Source organism: Tepidibacter aestuarii (assembly GCF_934924865.1).
GTDB classification, from domain to species: Bacteria; Bacillota; Clostridia; order Peptostreptococcales; family Peptostreptococcaceae; genus Tepidibacter_A; species Tepidibacter_A aestuarii.
Map to the genome: position 1 here is coordinate 1916157 of NZ_OW235315.1, position 24687 is coordinate 1940843.

Here is a 24687-nt window from a genome sequence, read left to right on the forward strand (position 1 = left end):
ATTTATAAATAAATTTTTCCAAAAAAAACAATGCTCATTAGAACACTTAATAGTAGTGTTTTAATAAGCATTGCTTGCTTAACTTAAAATTTTTTCCTTGCTATATAGTGGGTATGTAACAATTCATGGCTTAATGACCCATTTGGCTTTCCTAAAAATTCATCATATATCTTGATTATATATGGATTTTTATGTGATTTTCTAATAGGCAAAGATTTATCCTCATCATATATAGCTTTTGATCTTTCTTTTCTAATATCAATTTTTTCTTTTATTTTTGCATCAACTATTGGCTGCCCCCCACCTGTTACACAACCACCTTGACATGCCATCACTTCAATAAAGTCATATTGTTTTTCACCTTTTCTTATTGATTCTAATAATTCTTTAGCATTACTTAATCCATGAGCAACAGCAACTCTAATATTTCTACCATCAGGTAATTCTACTGAAGCCTCTTTTATTCCTTCTAGTCCTCTAGCAGCGGTATATTCTATTTCCTCTATTTCTTTTTCAGATACAACTTCAAATATAGTTCTTAAAGCAGCTTCTGCAACGCCTCCAGTCGTTCCAAAAATAACTGCTGCGCCAGTAGCTTCTCCAAATGGATGGTCGAATTCTTCATCGTTTAAATTTCCAAAGTCAGTACCTACCTCTTTTATCATTCTTGCTAATTCTCTTGTAGTCAATATAAAATCTACATCCTGCATTCCATTATTAGATAATTCTTCTCTTTCACCTTCAAATTTTTTACCAACACAAGGCATAATTGAAACTACAACTATATCTTCAGGATCAATTCCCATTTTCTGCGAAAAATAGCTCTTAATTACTGCGCCTTGCATTTCGCTAGGTGATTTACATGTAGATAAATTTTGAATCATATCTGGATACTTATGTTCAACAAACTTTACCCAACCTGGACAGCATGATGTCATAAGAGGAAGTCCTTCTCCCTTACTTAATCTATTTAACAACTCTGTTCCTTCCTCCATTATAGTAAGGTCCGCTGCAAAATTAGTGTCAAATACCTTATCAAAGCCTAACCTTCTTAATGATGCGACCATTTTACCTGTAACCCTACTACCAATAGGTATACCAAATTCTTCACCTAAAGCTACTCGTATTGCTGGTGCTGTTTGAACAACTACATATTTACTAGGATTTTCAATTGCCTTCCAAACACCTTTTATATCTTCTTTTTCATGCAACGCACCTACAGGACAAGCAATTATGCATTGACCACAGTTAATGCAAATCGAATCCTTTATGGGTCTTTCATATATAGGTCCAACCTTAGTCTCAAACCCTCTTTGCGAAAAATTTATGGCATTTACACTTTGGATACTTCTACAAGTTGCCATACATCTACCACAAAGAATACACTTTTGCGGGTCTCTTACTAATGAACTAGAATAATCTAGTTTTGCATTACTCTTTTCTCCCGTATATCTAATATCCCTTATATTTAATTCCTTGGCTATTCTCTGCAAATCACAATTTTCACTTCTAATACAAGTTGTACACTCTCTTTTATGATTTGATAGCAATAATTCTACTGCCATTTTTCTTACTTCTCTTACAGATTGGGTATTCGTTTTTACTTCCATCCCATTTTCAGCAACAAGTGTACATGATGCTATTATTTTTTGCCCCACTTCTACTACACAAACTCTACAACTAGACACTTCATTAATTTCTTTTAAATAGCATAATGTTGGTATATTGATTCCAGCTATTTTTGCTGCTTCAAGCACAGTAGTTCCTTTAGGTACTTCTATATTGATTCCATCTATATTAAATCTTACCATTCCCATAATTTTCACCTCTCATTCCTATAAATTACATCTTAACAATGGCTTTAAATCTACATACATGCATACACATTCCACATCTTACACATAAATCACTATCTATCACATGAGGCTCCTGTAGTTTACCACTAATAGCACCAATATTACAGTTGCGTGTACATAATCCACATCCTTTACATTTATCCTCTAAAATAACATATTTTACAAGAGATCTACAAACCTTAGATGTACATTTCTTATCTTTAACATGGGAATTATATTCATCTCTAAAATAATTTAAAGTTGAAAGTATCGGATTAGGAGCAGTTTGACCAAGTCCACATAAAGATCCCTTTTTGATACCTACTGCCAATTCTTCAAGTTTATCTAAATCTTTAGTCTCTGCTTTCCCCTTTGTAATATCTTCAAGAATTTCAAGTAACCTCTTAGTTCCGATTCTGCATAGAGTACATTTACCACAAGATTCATCCTTAGTGAAATCCAAAAAAAATCTCGCTACGTCTACCATACAGTTATCTTCATCCATAACTATCATTCCTCCTGATCCCATCATTGAGCCAAGAGCAGTTAATGTATCATACTCAATAGCAGTATCGATATATTGTTCTGGGATACATCCTCCTGAAGGTCCTCCGGTCTGAACTGCTTTAAATTCCTTGCCATTCGGTATACCTCCACCTATATCAAAAATAGCTTCTCTTAGGGTAGTACCCATAGGAATTTCTATGAGTCCTGTATTAGTAATTTTTCCTCCTAAAGCAAATACTTTAGTTCCTGGACTTTTTTGTGTTCCTATACTTCTAAACCACTGTGATCCTTTTAAAATTATAGGTGCTATATTAGCAAGAGTTTCTACATTATTTATAATTGTAGGTTTACTCCAAAGACCGCTTATTGCTGGAAATGGTGGTTTAGCCATTGGCATTCCCCTTTTGCCCTCAATAGACTGCATAAGAGCAGTTTCTTCTCCACATACAAAAGCACCAGCTCCAAGTCTTAACTCTATATCAAACTTAAATCCTGTCCCTAGAATATTTTCTCCAAGCAAACCATACTCTCTAGATTGTTTTATAGCTATTTCAAGTCTTTCAACAGCTAAAGGATATTCTGCTCTGATATATATAAACCCCTTACTTGCTCCAATAGCATATCCCCCTATGCTCATAGCTTCTATCACAGAATGAGGGTCTCCTTCAAGAACTGATCTATCCATAAATGCACCTGGGTCTCCTTCATCTGCATTACAAATTATATACTTCTCATCACTATCCTGTGATGCTGCAAATCCCCATTTAGTGCCTGTTGGGAAACCTCCTCCCCCTCTACCTCTTAGTCCAGATTCTTTAATAACATCTATAACCTCAAAAGGTTTCATTGAAGTTAATACCTTTCCAAGTGCACTATATCCATCAAAAGCTATATATTCATCTATATTTTCCGGATCGATGATACCACAATTTCTCAAAGCTATTCTTATTTGTTTTTTGAAAAAATCTAATTTGTTTAAATTTCTTACTTTCCCTTCTCCGTCTCCAGTTTTATATACTAACCTTTCAAGTATTTTATTTTGAATAAAGTGAGATTCTACTAGTTCTTTAATATCATCATCTTTTACTTTGCTATACAAAACTCCTTCTGGATAAACCACTACCATAGGTCCTAATTCACAAAGTCCTAAACATCCCGTTTTTAGTACTTCAATTTCATTGTTTAATTTATGTTTTCTTATTTCTACCTTTAACTTTCTAAAAATATCTGCTGATTCAGGAGAAGTACATCCTGTTCCTCCACAGACAAGTATTTGAGAACGGTAAACCTCCATATTAATCCCCCTTTAATCATTCTCTAATGTATAATCATTAAGAATTTTATCTTTAACCACATGCATTACATACTCATCTCTAACAGTTCCTACTAGTACATGACTAGCTACAACTCTACGTGCTTTAAATGGTGACATTTTCACATATGTAACCTTCTCTTCTCCTGGTCTTATTACTTCAACAATTGGCTCTAATTTACATACACCTATACATCCAGTCTTAGCTACAACTACATTAGATAATCCTAACTTTTCAACTTCATCTAATATAGATTCATAGACTTCCTGTGCACCTGCAGCTATTCCACAAGTGGCCATTCCTACTACAATCCTAGCACTTTTTCTATCTATGCCCTGATTCACTATATCAAAAGTTTTCTTTTTTATTTCTTCAAGGTCTTGTATAGTTTTCATTACTTCCCCCCCAAATTAAATACTATAATCTCATTATCTATATTCTTCAATTATCCTAATTACATCATCTGGAATTAATCTTCCATATACCTTATCATCTACCATAAGAATAGGAGCTAAACCACACCCTCCAAGGCATCTAGCTGCTTCTACAGTAAATTTTCCATCTTTAGTTGTCTTTCCAACCTCTACTTCTAGTACACTACACAATCTATCTAAGATATCTTGTGCTCCTTTTACGTAACATGCTGTACCTAAACAAACTTTAATTATATGTTCACCTTTTGGTTCTAAATTAAACTGTGTATAAAAGGTTGCAACTGCGTAAACTTCAGACATAGGAATATCCAATTCTTCTGAAACTATTTGTAAAATTTCTTCTGGTAAATAACTGTATATTTTTTGCATTTCATGAAGCACAGGAATCAAACAACCTTTTATATCTTTATGATTCTTGATAACTTCTTTTACTTTTTTTAGTCCTATATCTTCTCCTGTGCAACTACAACACAATCTCTCTTCAGTCAATAAAATCATCTCCTCCGTATTTAGGGTTTTAAAATATTTATATATTGCTTGTATAATTTATTAAATATATTTAGCATCAATTATCATCTGTAAAAAATACTTATGCTTAAAATAAAAAAATATTCTTTATAGCAAAAAATACTTGACAAGAAAACAGAATTAAATTTCCTGATTTCCAGTCAAGTATTTATTTAATTTCATATAGTAAATTGAATACTAGGCAAAACTAATATAATGCACAAAAAAAGCTGGGATATATCCCAGCTTATATAGAAACCGCTACTTCTTCTTTTCCATCTTCAAATTTAGCAAACCACTGTTCTCTTTCTTCTCTTAATTTACTAGCTATTACTTCATACTCTTCTTCACTATAATAATTTCTTGGATTATATTTTTTGATATCTATTCCATCTACATCCTTAGGTACTAGATATCCCCATTCTTTATCCAATTCCCATTCAATATTTTCTTTTGCTATTTCTTTCATTATAGTAGTTGAAACTTTAATAGTTATTTTTTCTCCCTTAAATTCTTCTTTAGCTCCAACAGCACCTGTATTTAGTATAAAACACTCTATATCTGGATTTTTCTTTAATATTTGGTATAATCTACATCCTTCCTTTACTTCAGGTCCTATTATAAAAGGATTAGTACCTACACATCTTTTTGATTGTCCTGCTTTTGTAGGATCTCCAGCAGAAGTTTCTATTGACTCCCCAAGCATAAATGCGTTAACAGCTTGTGGAACCTCTAATTTCATAACAGGTGGAACTATATCATTTCTTCTTGTTATAAATATAATCTTATTTGCTTTTTCTATATCTATACTATCATCTGTATTCGATATTTCTTCTCTTAAAACTACCCCTCTTCCATTAGCTGTAAGAGTTGTATCATCAAAATCTACTTTTCCATCTGCAGCTACTTTTACATTTTCAAATATTGAATTTTCACTTGTAGCTGCTTTATATAAAACTTTTTGTCCTTCATCAAGACCTTCTGTCTTTATAAAAAATCCATTTTCACTTCCCGCACAATATCCGTTCTCATCCATAAATACAACATCATCTTGTCTTACTATAGCTTTTTCTTCTCCGCTAAGACCATGATCATGTATTGTAAGAGTAGTTTTACCTGTTCCACTTAATCCAAACATTATAAATCCTACATCTTTTAAATTTTCATTCTTATCTTTTACTCTTAATACTTTACTACCTGCGTGTAATCCAAGTCCACCCATTTCTTTTACTTTATACATAGCTTTTCTTAAGAAAGACTTTTTAGCTTCACCAAAATAATCACTACCTAATATGTAAGTAATTCCTTCTTCTGGATATACTATCATAATTCTTTCTGGCCATTCGGGAACATATATACTAATTAAATCTGGATTTTCTGAATCTACAGGATCAAATAAAGTATTATTCCACATATAAGCTATTCTACTATATTCTTTAGTTATGTATAGTCTACAATTAAAAGAAAGTTTATCATACATTCCCATTTTTCTATCTATTCTAACTACATCTTTATTTTTTAAGTAATCTTTAACTTCGTTAACAATTTTGTCTGCTTTTTCTCTACTAATCGCTTGTTGGTCTATTCCTAATGGTATATCATCTACAACATATGTATTCTTTGCACTTCTATTTCTTACTTCAGTAACATAACACGGACTATTAAATTCTGTTGTACTTTCCATATCTATACTCATATTTCTTAACTCTTTAACATTAGGATTTGTTATTACATTTTTAAATAGTTCATCATTCATTAAGTATGTCACTTTTACCCCTCCACCATTTTATGTGTTATATTATTATTAATTACAGTATAGAGTATAACATACTTTTTGCATTTGTATATCATTCTTATAAAACAAAAAATAAAATAAAGTATATTTTATATATATTTTTTTTTAATAAAAAATATTTTAAAATTACTTTTATAAATTAAGTGATTATATGTATGATATGTTCTGTTTATTACATTTCTTTATTTCTACTAGGAAATTATCTTTGTTTTTATTATATAAAAATAAAGATAATTTAAATGTGTATTTCAGTAATATATTCAAAATATAATTTTGTATTTATTTCGGCATAACTATTATATAACCGATAGAATTTATTAATATTAAAATAATATATACTAAATTCATATAGTCTAATAATTCTCCACCGGTTCTTTGTTTATTTTTTTTAGTTCCATATTCGATTTCTGTCATAGATCCTGATAGATTCGCATATATTGTTTGATCGTCTCCTCCAATTCCTATCAATCCTAAATCTGACTTTACATTAAATATGTTGAACAATAATAATGCTAAATATATACCCCCCCATACCATAAAGAATAATTCTAAATCATTAGGTTGACTCTTAAATAAAAAATATAGTTCTATAGCTATAAATGCAATCGTAAATATAATTATCCTTTTTACTTTTTTAATAAATTTTAGCATATTAATCCCCCATTGACATAAAGCGAAACTTAATTCAGATGAAGTTTTTACTCCAACTGAATTTTTAGTTGCGTTAGTGACCTTTTAGGTAAGCTAATCCAGAAGCTGTTAAGTTCTTATCTCCAGCCTTAAGAGGATGGAGTTTTAGAACTTTTAGCTTTCGGATACACTTTGACTTTACCATTTCTTTATTATATTCATAAATACTATTAATGTCTTTTACTTCAATTCCATTTCCACAAAACTTTTTATTTTAGACAGCAATAGGTCAACTTCCTCTATGCTTGTTCTGTAATTTGAAAAACATGCTCTTACGCAGTGTTCTCCCATAAGGTTTGCCGGAGACAAGAAAAATTCTTCTTCTATTTCCATTAAAAAAGCTTCATTTCTAATCAACCCTTCGTCAAATGCAAAACAAACTGCACTTGTTTGGGGTTTATGTAATAGCCTTACTCCATCTATGTTCTCAATCTCTTTGGCAAAATAAGATGCCATCTCTATATTAGAATCTACAACCTGAGAAAGTTTTTTAATCCCATATGTTTTAATAGCAAACCATGTTTTTATAGCCCTTGAAGTCCTAGTTGACTGTATTCCGTAGTCCAGATAATTTATAGGCGCATTATCATCAAATTCCGCTATACCTGTTCTATACGCATTGTATAAATGTCTTTTGTCTTTTACAAGCACACATCCAGCCTCTGTTGGAACAAAGAACCACTTATGAGGATCAACTGAAATTGAATCCGCTTTTTCTATTCCATTTAGAATCTCCCTCCCTCTTTTTGAAAGTATCGCACCGCCTCCATAAGCTCCGTCTACATGTAGCCACATTCCATATTTCTTAGCAACGTTTGAAAGAGCATCTATATCATCAACAGCTCCTGAAAGAGATGTTCCCGCCTGAGCTATTATACAAAATGGCTTTAATCCCTGTTTAATATCATTTTTTATATCTTTTTCTAGACTATTGATGTCTATCTTGAAAAATTCATCAACATTCACTTTTCTAAGCATATTTTTCCCAAATCCTAGAACCCCTACAGCCTTATCTATTGAAGAATGAGCTTTTTTAGAAGTATAAAGTGTAAGGGGTTTTGAAACATTTTGAATTCCATTTTGAGTGCTTCCAGGCAAAAATGCCTCTCTTGCAGCCCCCAGAGCCGTAAGAGTTGAAACACTTCCACCACTTACAAGTATTCCTCCCGATTTTTTTGAATATCCAAAAAGCTGTCCCATCCATCCTATTACCATCTCTTCTATTACTGTGGCTGCCGGGCCCGCCTTAAAATTAAATGGAGCCTGACTTATTCCTATATTCGCAATTTCTCCTAAAATGCCGGCCTGAGAAGGACTTGTTATTATCCATGAAAGAAATCTTGAGCTTCCAACCTTTGTTGAATTTGGAACAACTTTTTCTCTAAACTCATCTATTATGTGTGCTGCATCCGATCCTTGCATTGGAACATCTTCAAACAAAAGTTTCTCCATATCATGTCTTGAAGCTTTTGGCACAACTCTTCCAACAGATATGTCACGTTGATATTCCTTTATTACATCAAAAAGCTGGTCTAAATATTCATCAAATCTTTCAACTTTTAGCACGTTGCCACCTCCGATATATTCTTTATAATCACTCTACTCGTTCCTTTTATATATTATCATATTAACATATTAAGGTTAATTCGGGAGTAAATTACATCCACAACTATAAGCACAGCTTAATGAATGTATTAAAAGTATAATATCTAATGTAAAAAATAACCCTAGAGCAGCTTTAAGCTATTCTAGGGTTTAAAGTAACATTTTGCACATGTTTTAATTACATTGTATCAAAATAATAAGAATATCAGACAATACATTGGTTGATATTTTGGAGGAATTTAACATCCTCCTTTCTTCTATTTATATGAAATCTAGAAGAAATCTGTTCCTAAAAAAAATTTTTGATTCGAATGTATATAACAATATGTTGCTCTTATATAGATCTTGTATTTATTTTTAGTCTTTGCCTTTTATAAAGCATTACTTTATATTCTCTTCAAATTTTTCGACCTTATTATCTTTTTTAAACTGATCAATTTTTTCTTCATACGATCCAATTTCTATATCCAACTGTATTTCATCTTTAACATCTTCAAAAGGTATAATTTCATATGCTTTATCAAAAACCTTTATTATATGGTACCCAAATTGAGTCTCTACTAAGTCAGATATTTCTCCAGGATTAAGTTCAAAAGCTCCCTTTTCAAATTCCTGAACCATAACACCTTTTCCAAAATATCCAAGATCTCCTCCGTAATTTCCCGAAGCAGTATCTTCAGAGTATTCTTTAGCTAAAGATGCAAAATCTTCTCCATTTTTAGCTCTTAATAATATATCCTCTGCTTTTTTCTTTGCTGCATTTTTATCCTCATCAGATAAAGGATTCATACTATCGTCAATAGTTTTAAATAATATATGAGAAGCTCTTACCTCTTCTTTTTTGTACTCTTCTTTGTTCTTTTCATAGTACTCTTTTAGTTTTTCATCATTCAATTCTAAAGATGCTGTATAGTTCTCGTTATATTTAGATATTAACATATCTTTTTTAAGTTGATTTTTTAGGAATTGATCGTCTATACCATTTTCTTCTAAGAACTTCTTAAATTCTTCGTTTAATTCAACTTGAGCTTTAAACTGTTTAAATTGTTCTTCTACGTCCTTATCCTCTACAGTTATATTCTCGTTTTGAGCTATTTGATAAATCACCTCATCATTAATCATATTATTAAGGACGCGCTCTTTTACAACCTCTATCACAGTCTGTCCTGTCTCAACTTCTGTTTCCCATATTCCCTCGCCATATATAGCTTCAAAATTCTTTTTGTACATGGCTAAAGTCTTTTCATATTCACTAACAGTTATTACTTTGTCGTTAACCCTAGCAACTACATCCTTAGAAAACTGTGAATCTTTATAAGGGTTAACATATTTTTCTGTTAACTCTTCTTTATTTTTTATAAATCTATCGATTACTACTGCTGCTTGTTCTCTTTTTGCATCACCTTTTGGAGCGAATGTATTATTATCAACACCATTCATAAGCCCTGATTCAATAGCAATATCTACTTCTTTTTTAGCCCAGTCAGATATATTATTCATATCATGCATCCCATTGATATTATTTAATACATCATTACCATTCTTCATACTCAATGCTCTAATAAACATTACTGCCATTTGCTCACGAGTACATTTTTGATCTTTACCGAATTCATCTTCTGAAATTCCTTTTACTATACCAGCTTCATATGCTGCTTGAACATACTCAAACGCCCAATTTTCTTTTGGAACATCTTTAAAGACTACGTTATTATCTACACTGTTAGTATCAATCTCTAGAGCTTTTACAATCATCTTAATCATTTCTGATCTTGTTACTGATTTTTTAGGATTAAAATTCCCTTTTTCATCCCCATTTACTATTCCAAGCTGTGATAAATTTTGTATTGATTCTATGGCATAATCAGAGCTATAATTAATATCTGCTATTTCTTGAGCATTAACAACTGAGAAATTCATCAAAAGTATTGCTGAAGGTATAATACTCTTTAGTGTTTTTTTAAATTTAGAAATTTGAAACATTTTTCCACCCCTTAACTTGATTTGTCATTGTATATTAAAATATATCATGTTAATTTGGATAAATCTACTGTTAATTAGACCCTTGTTAATTTAATAATAAATTTTTATATAAATCAAACACCTTAGTTGCATATCAATATCCTTAGATAATTATACCCCTAGTTATCCATTAAACTACTATTTAATTAATCAGATTAACTATATACAATATTGGGTAAGTAAATTATAAGAGTTATATAAAATGGAAATATAAATTTTTTTAAGTTTTTAAAATAAGAGGATGTGAGAAACCATGACTCAAAAAGTAAAACAACAAATTCATTTTGAAAAAGCAAAAAAGAAAGTATATGTTTCTATTAAAGCTAAGTTTATAATAAGTATGTTTCTAGGATTAACTTGGATGAGTATATCCATTTATGTTTCTATTCCTTGGGTAAATAGTTTAGCAGTATATGTGAGTCTTCCTGTAAGTATATTAATTATAACTGGAATTGCATATATTCCAGGATATATGAATGCATTTATGGTTTCTAGCCTTTTACTAGATAGGCAACCACCACTAAAGTATACTACTATATCTGTACCTGTTACCATTTTGATTGCATGTTATAATGAAGAAAAAGCTATAAGGGACACTTTACGATATATATCCATGCAAGAATATAATGGAAGAATTAATGTTATAGTTATTGATAATAATTCAAATGATAAAACATCCGAAGTTGCACTACAAGCTGGTAAAGAAATGGATCTAAATTTAAAAATTCTTCATGAATCTACACCTGGTAAAAATTTTGCACTTAATGCAGCCATAGATCATATAGAAACAAAATATGTTTTAACATTAGACGCAGATACTCTACTCCATAAATTAGCAATTCGAAATATTGTTTCGAGAATGTTGACAGCTCCAGATGATGTTTGTGCTGTAGCAGGAACTGTATTAGTTCGTAATGGTCGTAATAATTTATTAGCAAAAGTTCAAGAATGGGATTACTTCCTTGGAATTGCAAGTATAAAGAGACTTCAAGGATTATTTCAAGGAACATTAGTAGCTCAAGGAGCATTTTCTCTATATAAAACTAACGCAATAAAACATGTAGGGGGATGGCCTGATGCTATTGGTGAAGATATAGTTTTAACATGGAAGTTTCTAGGAAATAGTTGGAAGGTATACTTTGAACCATTAGCAGTTGCTTTTACAGAGGTTCCTGAATCTTTAAAGCACTTCTATAGGCAAAGAAGTAGATGGGCAAGAGGTATGATAGAAGCATTGAAAGTTATTAAGCCATGGAAGCAACCGTTATATACAGTTAAATATCTTACTGGATGCAATTTGATAATGCCTTACTTAGACTTTGTATATACTTTTTGTTGGATGCCTGGATTAATTTTAGCATTTTTCGGGTATTACTGGATTGTTGGTTTAGCAACACTGTTTGTCTTACCCCTTGCTTTACTTCAAAATTATATTTTATATCGTTATCAAAAGGATGTGTTCTATAATTTAAATCTTAAAATCAGAAAAAACACATTTGGATTTATAACATATGTATTATTCTACCAAATGTTAATGAGTCCTATATCTGTTCTAGGATATATTCAAGAATTCCTCAAAAGACAAAGAATATGGAAATAAAAAAATAAGAAAACCCACACTTTTTTCAAGTTATGGGTTTTCTTATTTTTATTTGCCTAATTTATTTTTTATTATCTCTAATGCTATATCTAAAGCATCTCTTCCTCCCAAGTCCTTAATATCATAATCAGGAATAACTCCTTTTCCTGTATCAAGACCATTAGGTCTTACAAAATATTTATGTGATACAAAGGTACTTAATCCAGTGTTAGGAAGTTTAAACCCATATATATCTCCATAATTTGTAGCAAGCCTACAAGTTTCTTCCCCTATTAAATGTCCCATTTTATAATCCTTAACAGTTGAAGATAGCATAACTGCACTCGAAAAAGTTATTGTTATTATAAAATCTACAGTTGATTATATCATACAATAATTTTTATTTTTGGTATTTATTTTAATAAAAGTCACATTTATTAAATCTACATAAAATGAACTAGGATTAATAATATGTCATCTATAATTATTAACCCAAGTTCATAAAAAGCAGTAAGATATAACATCGTGGTATTTAAGTATAATTAAAACTTCAAAAGTATATCTTCTAATTTTATTGTTTCCTGAATACCACTAACCATATTCTTATATATAATATTTCCATTATCGCATTCATCTTCTCCAATTATTATTACAGCCTTAATGTTAAGATTATTTGCATATGATAACTTCTTTTTTAATTTTCCTTCTTCGAAATATATTTCTGATTTAATACCTTTATCTTGTAATACCTTCCATACATTAGCACAATAGTTTATTGTATTTCCTATTGGAATAATCAAAACATCTACAACTGGTATATATTCGTAATTATCTATAAAACCTATCTCCTTTAATATTGAAAATAACCTTGTAAGTCCTATGGATATACCTACACCTGGTAAGTTCTTATCTGTATAGTACTGTGCCAAATCATTATATCTTCCTCCCGAACAAATAGATCCATATTTTTCGTATCCATCTAACACAGTTTCAAATACACTTCCCGTATAATAATCTAATCCCCTTATTATCTTTAAGTCAATTTTATAATATTCTTCACATATATTAAAAAGCTCTAGATATAAAATCATTTCTTCAATTTCAGAGATACCAGCCTTAAAAGATTCATTTTTGATATTGATATTTTTTAATTTGCTAATAATCTCTTTATTAGTTCCTTTAAAGGTAATAATTTCATTGATTATATTTGCTTTTTTTTCTCCTACCTCTTCATCAAGCATTTGTAAAAATCTTTCTTTTCCAACTTTATCGTATCTATCTATAATTCTAAAAACATTCGCTTTTTCTTTTATTTCTAATTCTTCTAATAAACCTCCTAGTATTTTTCTATTACTTAATAAAAACTTAAATCCTTTTAATCCTATTTCACTAAAAACAGATGTAATCGTACTAATCAGTAGTGCATCATTTCCTATACTCAATTCTTTGTTTCCAATTATATCTAAATCACATTGATAAAACTCTCTATATCTTGCTTTTTGGCTTTTTTCTCCCCTATAGACTTTACCTATTTGATATCTCTTAAACGGAAAAGTTAACTCGCCCATATACTGTGCAACAAATCTTGCTAGTGGAACAGTTAAGTCGAATCTTAAGGCTAATGGTGTATCTCCTTTATTGAATCTGTATATCTGCTTCTCAGTTTCTCCTCCTGCCTTAGCTAATAAAACTTCTTCTTTTTCTATTACTGGAGTATCCATAGGTATAAATCCATTTTGCTCATAAACTTTAATAATTTTTGATAATATATCGTTGAAGATTAGTTGTTCTCTTGACAATAGTTCCATAAAACCTGGTAATATGCTTGGTTTAACTTTTTTATTCATAATGTACCTCCTTAAAATTTTAATTATATATACTTGATTTTTATTTAAAAATAAAAAAACTCCCTCCAATAGCTATTAGCTATAGGACGGGAGTATTATTCACGTGGTTCCACCTATTTTTATCGATACCTCACAATATCAACCTCTTCAAGTACGACAAAGATTACTTTGTTTATACTCTAGCACTATAACGGGTACAAGGATTCCGGAAACAGTCTACTACCAAAATGGATTCGGTGTTCAGCTCAGAAATGTGTTCAAAATATACTCTAATGACCCTCTCACCAACCGGGAACTCTCTGTTTAAGAAAATATATCTCTACTATTTTTCATCAACGCATTTGAATTTTTTATTTTTAATATTGTTTGTCATTATACCAACAGTATTTTTTTATGTCAATAAAATAATTATTTTTTTATATAATTATTTATTTTCATACTAAATTACTTCTATCTAATCATAATAAAATATTCATATACTAATTACTTATTGAGATAACCTTTTATTAATTACTGTCTTGTCAATTTAATAATAGCCTCTTTATGTTGAGGGTATTTATTCAAAAGATATTCTCTTTCAAATAACTCAAAGTCTTCAAATTGAAATCCAGGGGAAACCATACATCCAACAAGAGCATATCCGGGATTATTCATTGCAGAGCCAAATATATAATTTTTAGGAACTAGAACTTGAGGCTTTTCTCCATTTTCAATATCTAATCCAAGCTTTTCTTCTGTCAGCTCACCTTCAGGAGAAATCATATATATTGTTAATGGAGAACCTGATTGATAATACCACATTTCATCAGATTTAAGTCTATGAAAATTTGAAACTTCTCCATCTCTTAATAAAAAGTAAATACTTGACCATAATTTTCTAGAACTTTTAAAGTCTACATCTAACTCATTATCTGTAATAGTTTGTTCAGAAACAAATGTTTCTTTGTAGAATCCACCTTCTGGATGAGAATTCATATTTAGTTTTTCTATAAAATAACCTGCTGTATACATTTCTAGCACTCCTTTTAATCTTTATTTTTATGATTTTTTTCTATATTTTTTGCCATCATACAATATTATAGCGTCCCAATCCCCCAATAAAAAAAGTAACCTAATTTCAAGTTAGATTACCTCTTCTATCACAAGTTAATTATTATAATATGTTTAAAAAATTTACTCCATATTGATTATTGAGTATTTCCCAACCGGGGGCTACATAACAGTTAGAGTCATCTCATATTATGATATATTAATCGTTTTTGTTTAACCATTTAATAAGTACTTCTATATATTTGTCATTCTCTTCTACGAATGGCATATGACGGCTGAATTCAAATAATTCCCACTCTGAATTTGGGATCTTATCATACATTGTTTTTGCAACAAGTGGTGAGCAAAGATCAAGCAAACCACTGATGATTAGACTTGGTTCTTGAATATCTTCAATCTCTTTCATAAAATCAAAGTTTTTTAATGTACCAGATGGGCTGAACTCATTCTGACCCCATGCAGTTACATAAGCTTCTGTTCCAGCAACCTTTGGACGTCTTAAGCATTCTGGTGAATCTGATCCTACTTGTCCCGCACAGTGACGAAGCATGAATTCTGCTTCTGCCTCCTGATATTCTTTTGACGAATAATCTTCATCTTTTTCTGCTTTTGCAATAGCATCCTGCATTTCCTGAGGAAGATATGCAACTCTTCGGCGCTGCTCTTTTTCCCATAGTGCAGCTGATGGTAAAGTACTGGATAAGATATAACTTTTTATTCCTTGGGGTTTGTATTCACAAGCATATTGGATCGCCTGCATTCCTCCCCATGATTGTCCCAATAAGTGAATCTCATCTAGGCCTAAGTGTTTACGTAACTGTATTAATTCTTCAATCCATGTCTTAGCACGCCACAAGTCAGGACGAGAAGGTGTTGCAGACAATCCGCATCCCAATTGGTCATACATAATAACCGCACGTCCATCTTCCGCAATTTTGTCAAGTACTTCAAAGTAATTATGTGTAGAACCTGGTCCGCCGTGTAATAAAACCAATGGCTTCTTATTACCTGTACATTCACCCACTATACGATAGTAAGTTTTATATTCTAGATACGGCATATAGCCTTCAGTAATTTTCATAACCAATCTCCTCATCTCTATTTTTTAGTTATTAAATACTAATATGATAATATGCTTACCTGAAAATGTCAATGTGAGTATTAAATTTTGTAATTTTCTATTTTCTTGTAAAATTTGTAATTTTTGTTTAATTACAGTATTTAGCATACATGCCTTTATACTACTATTTGTTCTGAGACAACGGACTTGCTAACCGGATGATAGGTAACTTCAAAGTCCCAATAGGTTAATTCGACTCTTTAAATGCATTAATGTATATCGGACTGACCCAATGCCCATATAATGCTCTAATCTTACCATTATGTATTTCATATCTCTTTTTATCTTATTTTTCAACCATAATTTTCAAATCTTTTATATTTAAAGATTCCCACTTTCTATCACTTCTTAATGATTTAATCAATTGATCTATATACACCCAACCATTTTCATCCAATTCTAATTCATTTGCTATAATTGAGTTCTGAAATATTTTCACATAGCTCCTTGTGATTTTTTTATGTTGGAACCTAATTATAGCAAAGTTTTATATAAAGGAAATTTTTTATTAAAACAAAAGGGTAAAAGATACCGTATTATATCTTTTACCCTTTTAGTCAGAAACTATTTCAGTATATCTCTTTTTAATTCATTTGCTTCATAGTCTTTTGTCATCTTAAATACCAATGGGCTAAGAGCTAGCATACCAATAAGGTTGGGAAGAATCATCAAGCCATTAAAGGCATCAGATAGACCCCATACAATATCAAGCTTTACTACAGCACCCACAACACACATTACAATCCAAAGCCACTTGTATACTTCAACAGCTTTGACTCCTGCAATATACTCAAGACATTTTGAACCATAGTAATACCATCCAAGAATTGTTGAATAAGAGAAAAATATAAGACCAAAAACAATGATAAGATCTCCAGGTCCAGGTAGTCCCATATTAAATGCTGTAGAAGTAAGAGCAGCACCACTAAGTAGATTAATACCTTGAGATGCAAGTTCTGCCTTCATAGTAACAGGATACATTGCTCCATCTGAGGCCAAAAGTTGTAATATACCATTTGGTCCAATGTTTATTGTAGGAGAAACTAATATTACAAGAGCCGTCATAGAGCAAACCATTAATGTGTCAATAAAAGATCCTAAAGAACCTATAATACCTTGCTTTACAGAATCTTTTGTAGCAGCAGCACCATGGGCAATAGCAGCAGTACCAAGACCTGCTTCATTAGAAAATACTCCACGAGCTACACCAAAACGAATAACTGTGCCTAAAACACCACCCTGTACTGCATGACCAGTGAATGCATTAGAAAATATCATACCTAAAGCTGCAGGAATTTTATCTGCATGTAGAATAAGAATTGCTAGTGCACCAACAATATACATTCCTGCCATAAGTGGAACAACTTTATCTGAAACTTTACCGATAGATTTTACCCCACCAATTAGAACAATAGCAGTTGCAATAGCAACAATAATACCAGTTACTAAATAAGGAACACCAAAAGAACTATTCATAACACTAGCAACGGCATTTGATTGAACTAAGTTGCCAGGGCCAAAGCATGCTATAACACCAAAAAATGCATATAACCAACCTAACCATGCCCATTTTTTCCCCATACCATTTTTGATATAGTACATTGGGCCACCCGATCTCTCTCCTTTTTCATTTATTTCTCTAAACTTAACAGCTAGAACTGCTTCAACATATTTACTTGCACCACCTACTAATGCCACAACCCACATCCAAAAGATTGCACCAGGTCCACCAGCAGTAATTGCTGTTGCAACCCCAGCAATATTTCCAGTACCAATGGTTGCAGCAAGGGATGTCATAAGAGCTGCAAATGGTGACATATCCCCATCTTCATTAGATTCACGATTAGATAATAGTAATTTAAAGGCTAGGGGCATTTTTCTAAATTGTAGGAACTTTGTCCCAACACTTAGAAATAAACTTGTCCCAACAAGCATAACAATCATAAAAGGTCCCCATGCAAAATTACCTAGGGCAGTAACAAAATCTGAAAATTTTTCCACAATTGACCTCCTGAATAGAATATTTTGACGTTTTTAAAAATAATTTAATAAGTCCACTTGATTGCAACCAGTTCTTTCCTTCTATTTTTAATTTTAAATTTCTAAAACCAATAAATTTTATTAAATCTCCATATTAATTTTGAAAATTTAACTTCATATCTTTCTAAAACTTTGCCATCACTAAATCGCTTTAGAAATAGCATATATTTATTCTTCTTTCCATAGTCCCTTTCTTTATTTTTTTAATTTTTATAGTTTTTTACTTTATTTAATTAACTTATTTCATTATATAGTTAATTAAATAAAGTGTAAATCAAATAAATAAACCTTTGTTATAACTTTTCTACTTTTTCTTTAATATTAATTATTAATTTATTACATGACCATATTAGAAATTTTCATCTATACAATATATATCTCCAAGTGGGGACTATGTTAAACCTATTTTTCAAATAAAAGACCTTTCTATGAATTACTATACTTTAAAAGGAGAACTTGAGGTTTTAAAAGATATTGATTTAACTTTAGAAGAAAGTGAAATTCTAAATCATACAAAAGGTGAAGTTGTTATAAATGGTAAGCGGAATGAGACAAAGAGTAGCCTTAATTAGAACACTTGCAGTAGATCCTAATATCTTAATTTTAGATGAATCATTTTAAGCACTAGATTATAAAACTCGACTTTTAGTATGTGATGATATTGCAAAAATCATAAAAAAAGAAAATAAAACTACAATATTCGTCACACATGACACATCGGAAGCAATGTCCCCTTGATGGCAAACTTTATATATAAAAAATAGAGGCTGTATATTTTTGCATCATCAACCTCTATTTCAAAGACTATTATTTACGATATAGTTTACCTATAAAGATTATTTTACTATCACATAAATGCCTCTATAGGTCATTTACATTTATAGTTTCCCAATGTTTTTTCAGTAATTCTTCTACTTCTCCACAATTCCTTTTTTTTAATTTTAATACTAATTCTTTATGTTCGTTGTTACTATGAGCTAATGCCTTAAATAATATTTCATCATCATCATTTGTATAAGATTTTGGTACAAAATTATAAAGTAGAGAGTTAATCATATTTATAAGCATTTCATTGTTGCACTTACTTATATAAATATCATGAAATTCTGTTGTTAATTTTAAATATTTAGGATAATCTTTATATTTTATCGCAATATCCATCATTTCTGTGAGTTCTTCCATCTGTGAAATTTCTTTCTCTGTTAATAAATTTGTTGCTAACCATCCAGCTAATCCTTCTAACACTCCTATAATACGATACATATCTAATTTTTCTTTTTCTTTAATCTCTTTAACTACAAATCCTTTATTATGTATTTTTTTAAGTAAATTCTCCCCTGCAAGCCTTGTTAATGCTTCTCTAGCTGGAGTTCTACTCACTCCAATTGCTTTACAAATCTCTGATTCAGTGATTCTTTGATTTGGTAAATACTCACCCTCTTGTATTTTTCGTGAGATGTATTCATATACTTGACGTGTAAGTGAATCATTTTTCATAAGCTTCCCCTCTTTTGTAAAAATATAGTAAACCCTCCATTTAAAAATATTATATCTTAACTCATTAAATGGAGGGAATTAAATTTATTTATTTATAGAAATTTCTTTATTTTGAGATTTTAATTTTTTTCTAATTAGTACTCCTAATATCGTTCCTAATATGCAATTAGCAAAAAGATATCCAAATATATAGGTATATCCACCATTTCCAAATTTATCCAAGAACCTTCCGCATATATTATGTGCATAAAAATCTGGTAAATATCCTATTATTGAAGCTATACCTATTACTGTTCCTGTTACATATGATGGAAATTTACATTCACTTACCATTGAAAACATAACACCATACACCATTAAAGATATAGCACTTGGTATTAATGTTAAAACAATTAATAATGTAGAATTCACATTAGATGGTATTATTAATAGTAATAAGAAGAATACAGCAACCAATATATTTCCTATTATGCACCACTTAGAAGTTGATTTTATCTTATCAACTATATATCCTCCTAATGGTGCACAAAATACCAAGAATAAATTTGTTCTAATTATAGCTATAGTACTAGAAGCATTCTCTGATATTCCTACTACATCTGTAAGATATGGTGTGAAATAAGAATTTACAGTAAATAATGTGTATGCACATAATATAGATATTGATACCATCCAAACTAAAGGATTTTTTATTACTTCTTTAACTTGACTTAAATCAAATTTTTCTGTATTTTCAACTTTATTTTCACTTGTATTTTGTTTTTTCTTTTCGTCAAAGAATATACCTACCATTATAGCCGAAACAATGGTTGCTCCTGCCATAACAAATATAGCCATTCTCATTCCAGTTACCGGATCTGAAAAACGAGCAAATGTCCATAAAGCAAGTGAATTTACAACTGCTCCTACTATACCATTTCCAGCATAATATATACCATACATTCTTCCCTTTTCATCATCATCTCCAATTAAACCTATAGCTTTCATAAGAGAACTCCAGAACACAAAACCAGTACTTACAGCCAATAGTAGCCAAATTACATTTGAAAGTGCATAATTCAATGTAATCCCAAACAATATAGTTAGTGCTGAAGTTCCTAAAAGAGATGCTATCATACTCTTTTTAGCAGAGAATCTATCTGCTAAAATTCCACCCGGTATATACAGTAAGGTACATCCTATTGAATACATAGTTAATGTAAAACCCATTTGGGTATTGCTTATATTCATTGCCCCCATTAATTGATCATAAAATACATATTTAATAAATGGTATTAAATATATAGAACCCCCACTCAATGCAAGTGCAAAAATACTTAAATATTTTTTGTACCTATTCTTCATAAACAAATCCTCCTTTTTGATAAAATACATACATTTTAATCTATCTTTTTTGATTTAGTTATTAGAATGAAAATTACATATACATACTTATTTACTTATCCTTTGGAGTTATTTGTTCCTATATATTAATAGGTTACTAATACTTTATTTATTAGTAACCTATTTGATTATGGAATTTATAATAAAATTCGAGTATATTTATTTTTGGTGTAATTGTTGAAAATCAATATATTTATTATATTAATATATATCAGGTATTCCAGCTATAGATGGTGCAAATATTTCCATCGCTACATCTCTTTGATACCTTCCTTCCTCTTTTGCTATTTTAAATACTTTACGAGTATTCTTACGGCAAAGCTGTTCCACATCATCAACTGCAGCAACAACATCTTTTGGTATATATCCAAATATTATAGCATCATAAAAACGTATAGCTCCTAAGTTTGCAACAAAATCAGGTACAACAGCTATTCTTCTTTCCTTTAATATATCATCGCCTTCTTTTGTTACAGCTATATTTGCTCCCTCACATATTAATGAAGCCTTTACATTATTCGCATTGTTTTTGTGTATAACATCTTCAAGAGCAGCTGGTATAAATATATCACAGTCTACATCTATCCACTTTGTATTTGGTCTAACAACATAATCATCTTTAAAGAATTTAGAATCCATTTCTCCTTTTGAAGTTTTATGTTTTATTAATTCATCTATATCAAGACCATTTTCACAGGTTACAAGACAATTAGCATCAGATATTCCAACCACTTTATATCCTAATTTATCCATACACTTTGCAGCACTAGCCCCAACACATCCAAATCCTTGAATAACAACTGTAGCACCTTTTTTTCCGTCCATAAGCTTCCAAGCCTCATCAGCAGAATATGCAGTTCCATATCCAGTTATCATGTCATAAAGCTTAAACCCATCATAAGTCATACCCATCATTTCATCATGGTTTTTTATACCTTCTTGTATCTTAGAATCAGCTTTCATAGCTTTAGTTTGTGGAAGACCTATTCCTAATTCATCTAATATTTCTAAAACATCTCCATAATCTACTCCTAAATCTCCACCAATTGAAACCCCTGCTTTTATATACGGAGACATGGCCATTAAGTAGCGCTTTAAAACATCCTTTGCATCTGATGCTTTATAGTCATAAGCTATACCACCCTTACATCCTCCAGTTGTATCAGATTCACAAGCTGTATACTTATATGCCATAGTATGTGCAAGTCTTATAACTTCTTCTTTGGTTACTGATGGATGCATCCTAGTTCCTCCACCACAATAATTATTCACAAAATTATATCCACATAACCATCCTTTAGCATCAGTTTCAGTATCATTCCATTCAATAACTACATAAGGTTTATCTAACATTTTTTACCCCCCATATTTTTATTTATATTTTGTTTTTTATTACCAAAGCATCTACTGCAGAAAGTCCTTTTTCATATATGAATATTGGATTTATATCCAATTCCTTTATATTATCTTTATTATCACAAGCAAACTTAGATATATTGACAATCACATCGCTAAGTGCATTCACATCAAGTGGGGGATTTCCCCTGTAACCTTTCAATAACTTTGATCCTTTTAGAGAATTTACCATCTCTATAGCCTCTTTTTTAGAAACTGGAGCAGGACATATAACAGTATCTTTAAATACTTCTACAAATACCCCACCTAAACCACAAAGAACACAGGGACCAAATTGAGGATCGTTATTTACTCCAACTATTACTTCAAGGCCTTTATTTGCCATTTGCTGAATGAGTACCCCTCCAATTCGTGCACTAGGCATATATGTTTTGGCATTTTTTAGTATCCCATGGAAAGCTTCTCTTACCTCTTCTTTATTTTGTATATTTAGCTTTACTCCACCTATATCAGATTTATGAAGTATATCAACAGAGTCTATTTTCATTACTACTGGATATCCTATTTTTTCAGCAAATCGAGCAGCATCTTCAACATTTTCAGCTACCACCTCATTTGGCACAGGTATATCATATTCTTTTAGCATTTTTTTACTTTCATACTCTGATATAGCCTCAAATTCGTTATTCTTCATATCTGGTATAGATAAAGATAAATCTACATTCTCTGGATTATAATTTACAAAGTCAGCTAAATATTTTAATATCTTAAATGCGTACCCAGCAGGAGGCATAACTGGTACTCCAATCTTTGCTAGTTTTTCACTATACTCAATGTTGCGTGTATGCTCAACAAAAGGTATCATAACTACAGGCTTTGAATTTCCTTCTTTCACTACAATTTCAATACCTTCAGCCATATAATGTATAGCAGGGTCTGCTATTTCACGTAATAATGTATATCCTATAGCTACTAATCCTACATTAGGATCTGACATTACTGTTCTTAATGCAGACGCATAAAGTTCACTATCATATGACAATGATGCCGTCATATCTAATGGATTATTAGGGGTTGCATAACTAGGTAATATTTTATTTAACTTATTTATAGTAGACTCATCAAAGTCTGGAAACTCTACTCCATTTAAGTGTCCTAGATCAGCACATACTCCTGTCTCGCCACCTGAAAGATTCATAGAAGCAAATGTTGCTTTATCTGGATATTTAGGTAAAATAGATAACATTAATGAAGTTGCTAAAAGTTCTTCTATATCATCAACTCTTATTACACCAAACTTTTTAAATACAGCATTATATACTTTATCAGCTCCTGCTAAACTTCCAGTATGAGAAGATGCTATATTTCCACCCTTTTCAGATTTACCAACTTTTAATATAACTATAGGCTTACGCTTGATAGCTGCTTTTTTAAGAGATACTTCAAATCTTTTAGGATTTTTTATCCCTTCTAAATACATTGCAACTACCTTGGTATCATCATCATCTATCAAATAATCTAAATAATCTTCTACTGTTACTATAGAACTATTTCCAGCAGAGATATTATAAGAGAATTTCATACTTGGACTATCCATTAATGATAAGCATATTTGACCACTTTGAGATATTACACCAACAGATCCTTTTCTATCGTGTTTATCCGATATAAATGCAAAAGCTTGAACATCAGACACATAGTTAACAAATCCTGCACAATTAGGACCCATAAGGGCTATATCTAGCTTTTCGCAAAGCGCTTTTAACTCCATTTCACTTTCTATACCTTCCTTGGTTCCTAGCTCTGAGTACCCACTCGCATATACAACAGTACCCTTTGCACCTTTTTTAGCTGCCTCAACAAGCATAAAATTTACAGTTGCTTTTGGTGTGCATATAATAACAAGATCTATTGTATCTTGGATATCTGATATAGACTTGTAACAAGGTATATCAAACACCTTATCTCTATTGGGATTTACAAAAAACACTCTAGATATATCCATATAACTCAATATATTTCTGCATGTATCTCCGCCAAACCCTTCTTTTTCACTGGCTCCTATAACACATATATTTCTTGGATTTAATAATTTACTAATATCCAT

21 protein-coding genes and 1 other annotated feature are annotated in these 24687 nt (G+C 30.9%); of the genes, 3 read left to right on the forward strand and 18 right to left on the reverse strand.

Features of this window, described 5'->3' with window-relative positions:
* Window positions 1-83 precede the first annotated feature (83 nt).
* The 8 genes from M2214_RS09520 to M2214_RS09555 all read right to left on the reverse strand — a co-directional run bounded on the left by M2214_RS09520 (window position 84) and on the right by M2214_RS09555 (window position 10669).
* Entirely contained in the window at window positions 84-1817 is a 1734-nt protein-coding gene (locus M2214_RS09520; RefSeq protein ID WP_248476708.1) for an NADH-dependent [FeFe] hydrogenase, group A6, read from the reverse strand.
* A 25-nt stretch (window positions 1818-1842) separates the two neighbouring features.
* The gene (locus M2214_RS09525; protein ID WP_248476710.1) at window positions 1843-3636 is read right to left on the reverse strand and encodes an NADH-quinone oxidoreductase subunit NuoF; all 1794 of its coding nucleotides are present in this window, start codon (window positions 3634-3636) and stop codon (window positions 1843-1845) included.
* Window positions 3637-3648: 12 nt separating this feature from the next.
* Window positions 3649-4050, reverse strand: coding sequence for a (2Fe-2S) ferredoxin domain-containing protein (locus M2214_RS09530; RefSeq protein WP_248476712.1), 402 nt, complete (start codon window positions 4048-4050; stop codon window positions 3649-3651).
* A 33-nt stretch (window positions 4051-4083) separates the two neighbouring features.
* The gene (gene nuoE / locus M2214_RS09535) at window positions 4084-4578 is read right to left on the reverse strand and encodes an NADH-quinone oxidoreductase subunit NuoE (RefSeq protein ID WP_330651479.1); all 495 of its coding nucleotides are present in this window, start codon (window positions 4576-4578) and stop codon (window positions 4084-4086) included.
* A gap of 265 nt (window positions 4579-4843) precedes the next feature.
* Window positions 4844-6364: a phosphoenolpyruvate carboxykinase (ATP) gene (locus tag M2214_RS09540; RefSeq protein WP_326521594.1), complete on the reverse strand. Its 1521-nt coding sequence runs from the start codon at window positions 6362-6364 to the stop codon at window positions 4844-4846.
* Between the two features lie 306 nt (window positions 6365-6670).
* The gene (locus tag M2214_RS09545) at window positions 6671-7042 is read right to left on the reverse strand and encodes a hypothetical protein (protein WP_248476724.1); all 372 of its coding nucleotides are present in this window, start codon (window positions 7040-7042) and stop codon (window positions 6671-6673) included.
* Between the two features lie 219 nt (window positions 7043-7261).
* On the reverse strand, window positions 7262-8647 hold the full coding sequence (locus tag M2214_RS09550; protein ID WP_248476726.1) for a pyridoxal phosphate-dependent decarboxylase family protein: 1386 nt from the start codon (window positions 8645-8647) through the stop codon (window positions 7262-7264).
* A 420-nt stretch (window positions 8648-9067) separates the two neighbouring features.
* On the reverse strand, window positions 9068-10669 hold the full coding sequence (locus M2214_RS09555) for a peptidylprolyl isomerase (protein WP_248476728.1): 1602 nt from the start codon (window positions 10667-10669) through the stop codon (window positions 9068-9070).
* A 292-nt stretch (window positions 10670-10961) separates the two neighbouring features.
* On the opposite strand from M2214_RS09555, the gene M2214_RS09560 reads away from it, so the two are divergent.
* Window positions 10962-12308, forward strand: a complete 1347-nt coding sequence (locus M2214_RS09560; protein WP_248476730.1) for a glycosyltransferase family 2 protein — start codon at window positions 10962-10964, stop codon at window positions 12306-12308.
* A 48-nt stretch (window positions 12309-12356) separates the two neighbouring features.
* Here the strand turns inward: M2214_RS09560 and M2214_RS09565 are convergent, their stop codons facing one another.
* The 6 genes from M2214_RS09565 to M2214_RS09590 all read right to left on the reverse strand — a co-directional run bounded on the left by M2214_RS09565 (window position 12357) and on the right by M2214_RS09590 (window position 18305).
* Window positions 12357-12623 (reverse strand): hypothetical protein, encoded by a 267-nt coding sequence (locus M2214_RS09565; protein WP_248476732.1) that lies wholly within the window; start codon window positions 12621-12623, stop codon window positions 12357-12359.
* Window positions 12624-12829: 206 nt separating this feature from the next.
* A complete protein-coding gene (gene hisS, locus M2214_RS09570) occupies window positions 12830-14134 on the reverse strand; it encodes a histidine--tRNA ligase (protein WP_248476734.1) in 1305 nt (434 codons plus the stop codon).
* Between the two features lie 79 nt (window positions 14135-14213).
* Window positions 14214-14479, reverse strand: a binding site (T-box leader).
* Between the two features lie 165 nt (window positions 14480-14644).
* The gene (locus M2214_RS09575; RefSeq protein ID WP_248476736.1) at window positions 14645-15145 is read right to left on the reverse strand and encodes a cupin domain-containing protein; all 501 of its coding nucleotides are present in this window, start codon (window positions 15143-15145) and stop codon (window positions 14645-14647) included.
* Window positions 15146-15383: 238 nt separating this feature from the next.
* Complete coding sequence (gene pepI, locus M2214_RS09580) at window positions 15384-16265, reverse strand: proline iminopeptidase (protein ID WP_248476738.1); 882 nt, start codon at window positions 16263-16265, stop codon at window positions 15384-15386.
* A 325-nt stretch (window positions 16266-16590) separates the two neighbouring features.
* The gene (locus M2214_RS09585; RefSeq protein WP_248476740.1) at window positions 16591-16743 is read right to left on the reverse strand and encodes a hypothetical protein; all 153 of its coding nucleotides are present in this window, start codon (window positions 16741-16743) and stop codon (window positions 16591-16593) included.
* 125 nt (window positions 16744-16868) lie between these two features.
* Complete coding sequence (locus M2214_RS09590; RefSeq protein WP_248476743.1) at window positions 16869-18305, reverse strand: alanine/glycine:cation symporter family protein; 1437 nt, start codon at window positions 18303-18305, stop codon at window positions 16869-16871.
* Between the two features lie 467 nt (window positions 18306-18772).
* Here M2214_RS09590 and M2214_RS09595 point away from each other — a divergent pair, with 467 nt between their 5' ends.
* Window positions 18773-18916, forward strand: coding sequence for a hypothetical protein (locus M2214_RS09595; protein ID WP_248476745.1), 144 nt, complete (start codon window positions 18773-18775; stop codon window positions 18914-18916).
* Complete coding sequence (locus M2214_RS18425) at window positions 18891-18965, forward strand: hypothetical protein (protein ID WP_408648325.1); 75 nt, start codon at window positions 18891-18893, stop codon at window positions 18963-18965. The genes M2214_RS09595 and M2214_RS18425 overlap by 26 nt, the downstream gene beginning before the upstream one ends.
* A 240-nt stretch (window positions 18966-19205) precedes the next feature.
* Here the strand turns inward: M2214_RS18425 and M2214_RS09605 are convergent, their stop codons facing one another.
* The 4 genes from M2214_RS09605 to M2214_RS09620 all read right to left on the reverse strand — a co-directional run bounded on the left by M2214_RS09605 (window position 19206) and on the right by M2214_RS09620 (window position 24687).
* Window positions 19206-19841 (reverse strand): GntR family transcriptional regulator, encoded by a 636-nt coding sequence (locus tag M2214_RS09605; protein ID WP_248476747.1) that lies wholly within the window; start codon window positions 19839-19841, stop codon window positions 19206-19208.
* Between the two features lie 84 nt (window positions 19842-19925).
* Window positions 19926-21185 (reverse strand): MFS transporter, encoded by a 1260-nt coding sequence (locus tag M2214_RS09610; protein ID WP_248476749.1) that lies wholly within the window; start codon window positions 21183-21185, stop codon window positions 19926-19928.
* 240 nt (window positions 21186-21425) lie between these two features.
* On the reverse strand, window positions 21426-22577 hold the full coding sequence (locus M2214_RS09615; RefSeq protein WP_248476752.1) for a Glu/Leu/Phe/Val family dehydrogenase: 1152 nt from the start codon (window positions 22575-22577) through the stop codon (window positions 21426-21428).
* A 22-nt stretch (window positions 22578-22599) separates the two neighbouring features.
* Window positions 22600-24687, reverse strand: a complete 2088-nt coding sequence (locus M2214_RS09620; RefSeq protein WP_248476760.1) for an acetate--CoA ligase family protein — start codon at window positions 24685-24687, stop codon at window positions 22600-22602.

Bases quoted from the DNA above. Each gene is read 5' to 3' on its own strand.
- M2214_RS09595 (WP_248476745.1), top strand. From the start codon at position 18,773: ATGAATTACTATACTTTAAAAGGAGAACTTGAGGTTTTAAAAGATATT.
- M2214_RS09615 (WP_248476752.1), bottom strand. From the start codon at position 22,577: ATGTTAGATAAACCTTATGTAGTTATTGAATGGAATGATACTGAAACT.
- M2214_RS09520 (WP_248476708.1), bottom strand. From the start codon at position 1,817: ATGGGAATGGTAAGATTTAATATAGATGGAATCAATATAGAAGTACCT.
- M2214_RS09575 (WP_248476736.1), bottom strand. From the start codon at position 15,145: ATGTATACAGCAGGTTATTTTATAGAAAAACTAAATATGAATTCTCAT.
- M2214_RS09530 (WP_248476712.1), bottom strand. From the start codon at position 4,050: ATGAAAACTATACAAGACCTTGAAGAAATAAAAAAGAAAACTTTTGAT.
- M2214_RS09565 (WP_248476732.1), bottom strand. From the start codon at position 12,623: ATGCTATCTTCAACTGTTAAGGATTATAAAATGGGACATTTAATAGGG.
- hisS (WP_248476734.1), bottom strand. From the start codon at position 14,134: ATGAATAAAAAAGTTAAACCAAGCATATTACCAGGTTTTATGGAACTA.
- M2214_RS09525 (WP_248476710.1), bottom strand. From the start codon at position 3,636: ATGGAGGTTTACCGTTCTCAAATACTTGTCTGTGGAGGAACAGGATGT.
- M2214_RS09620 (WP_248476760.1), bottom strand. From the start codon at position 24,687: ATGGATATTAGTAAATTATTAAATCCAAGAAATATATGTGTTATAGGA.
- M2214_RS09560 (WP_248476730.1), top strand. From the start codon at position 10,962: ATGACTCAAAAAGTAAAACAACAAATTCATTTTGAAAAAGCAAAAAAG.
- pepI (WP_248476738.1), bottom strand. From the start codon at position 16,265: ATGAAAATTACTGAAGGCTATATGCCGTATCTAGAATATAAAACTTAC.
- M2214_RS09555 (WP_248476728.1), bottom strand. From the start codon at position 10,669: ATGTTTCAAATTTCTAAATTTAAAAAAACACTAAAGAGTATTATACCT.
- M2214_RS09545 (WP_248476724.1), bottom strand. From the start codon at position 7,042: ATGCTAAAATTTATTAAAAAAGTAAAAAGGATAATTATATTTACGATT.
- M2214_RS09605 (WP_248476747.1), bottom strand. From the start codon at position 19,841: ATGAAAAATGATTCACTTACACGTCAAGTATATGAATACATCTCACGA.
- M2214_RS09610 (WP_248476749.1), bottom strand. From the start codon at position 21,185: ATGAAGAATAGGTACAAAAAATATTTAAGTATTTTTGCACTTGCATTG.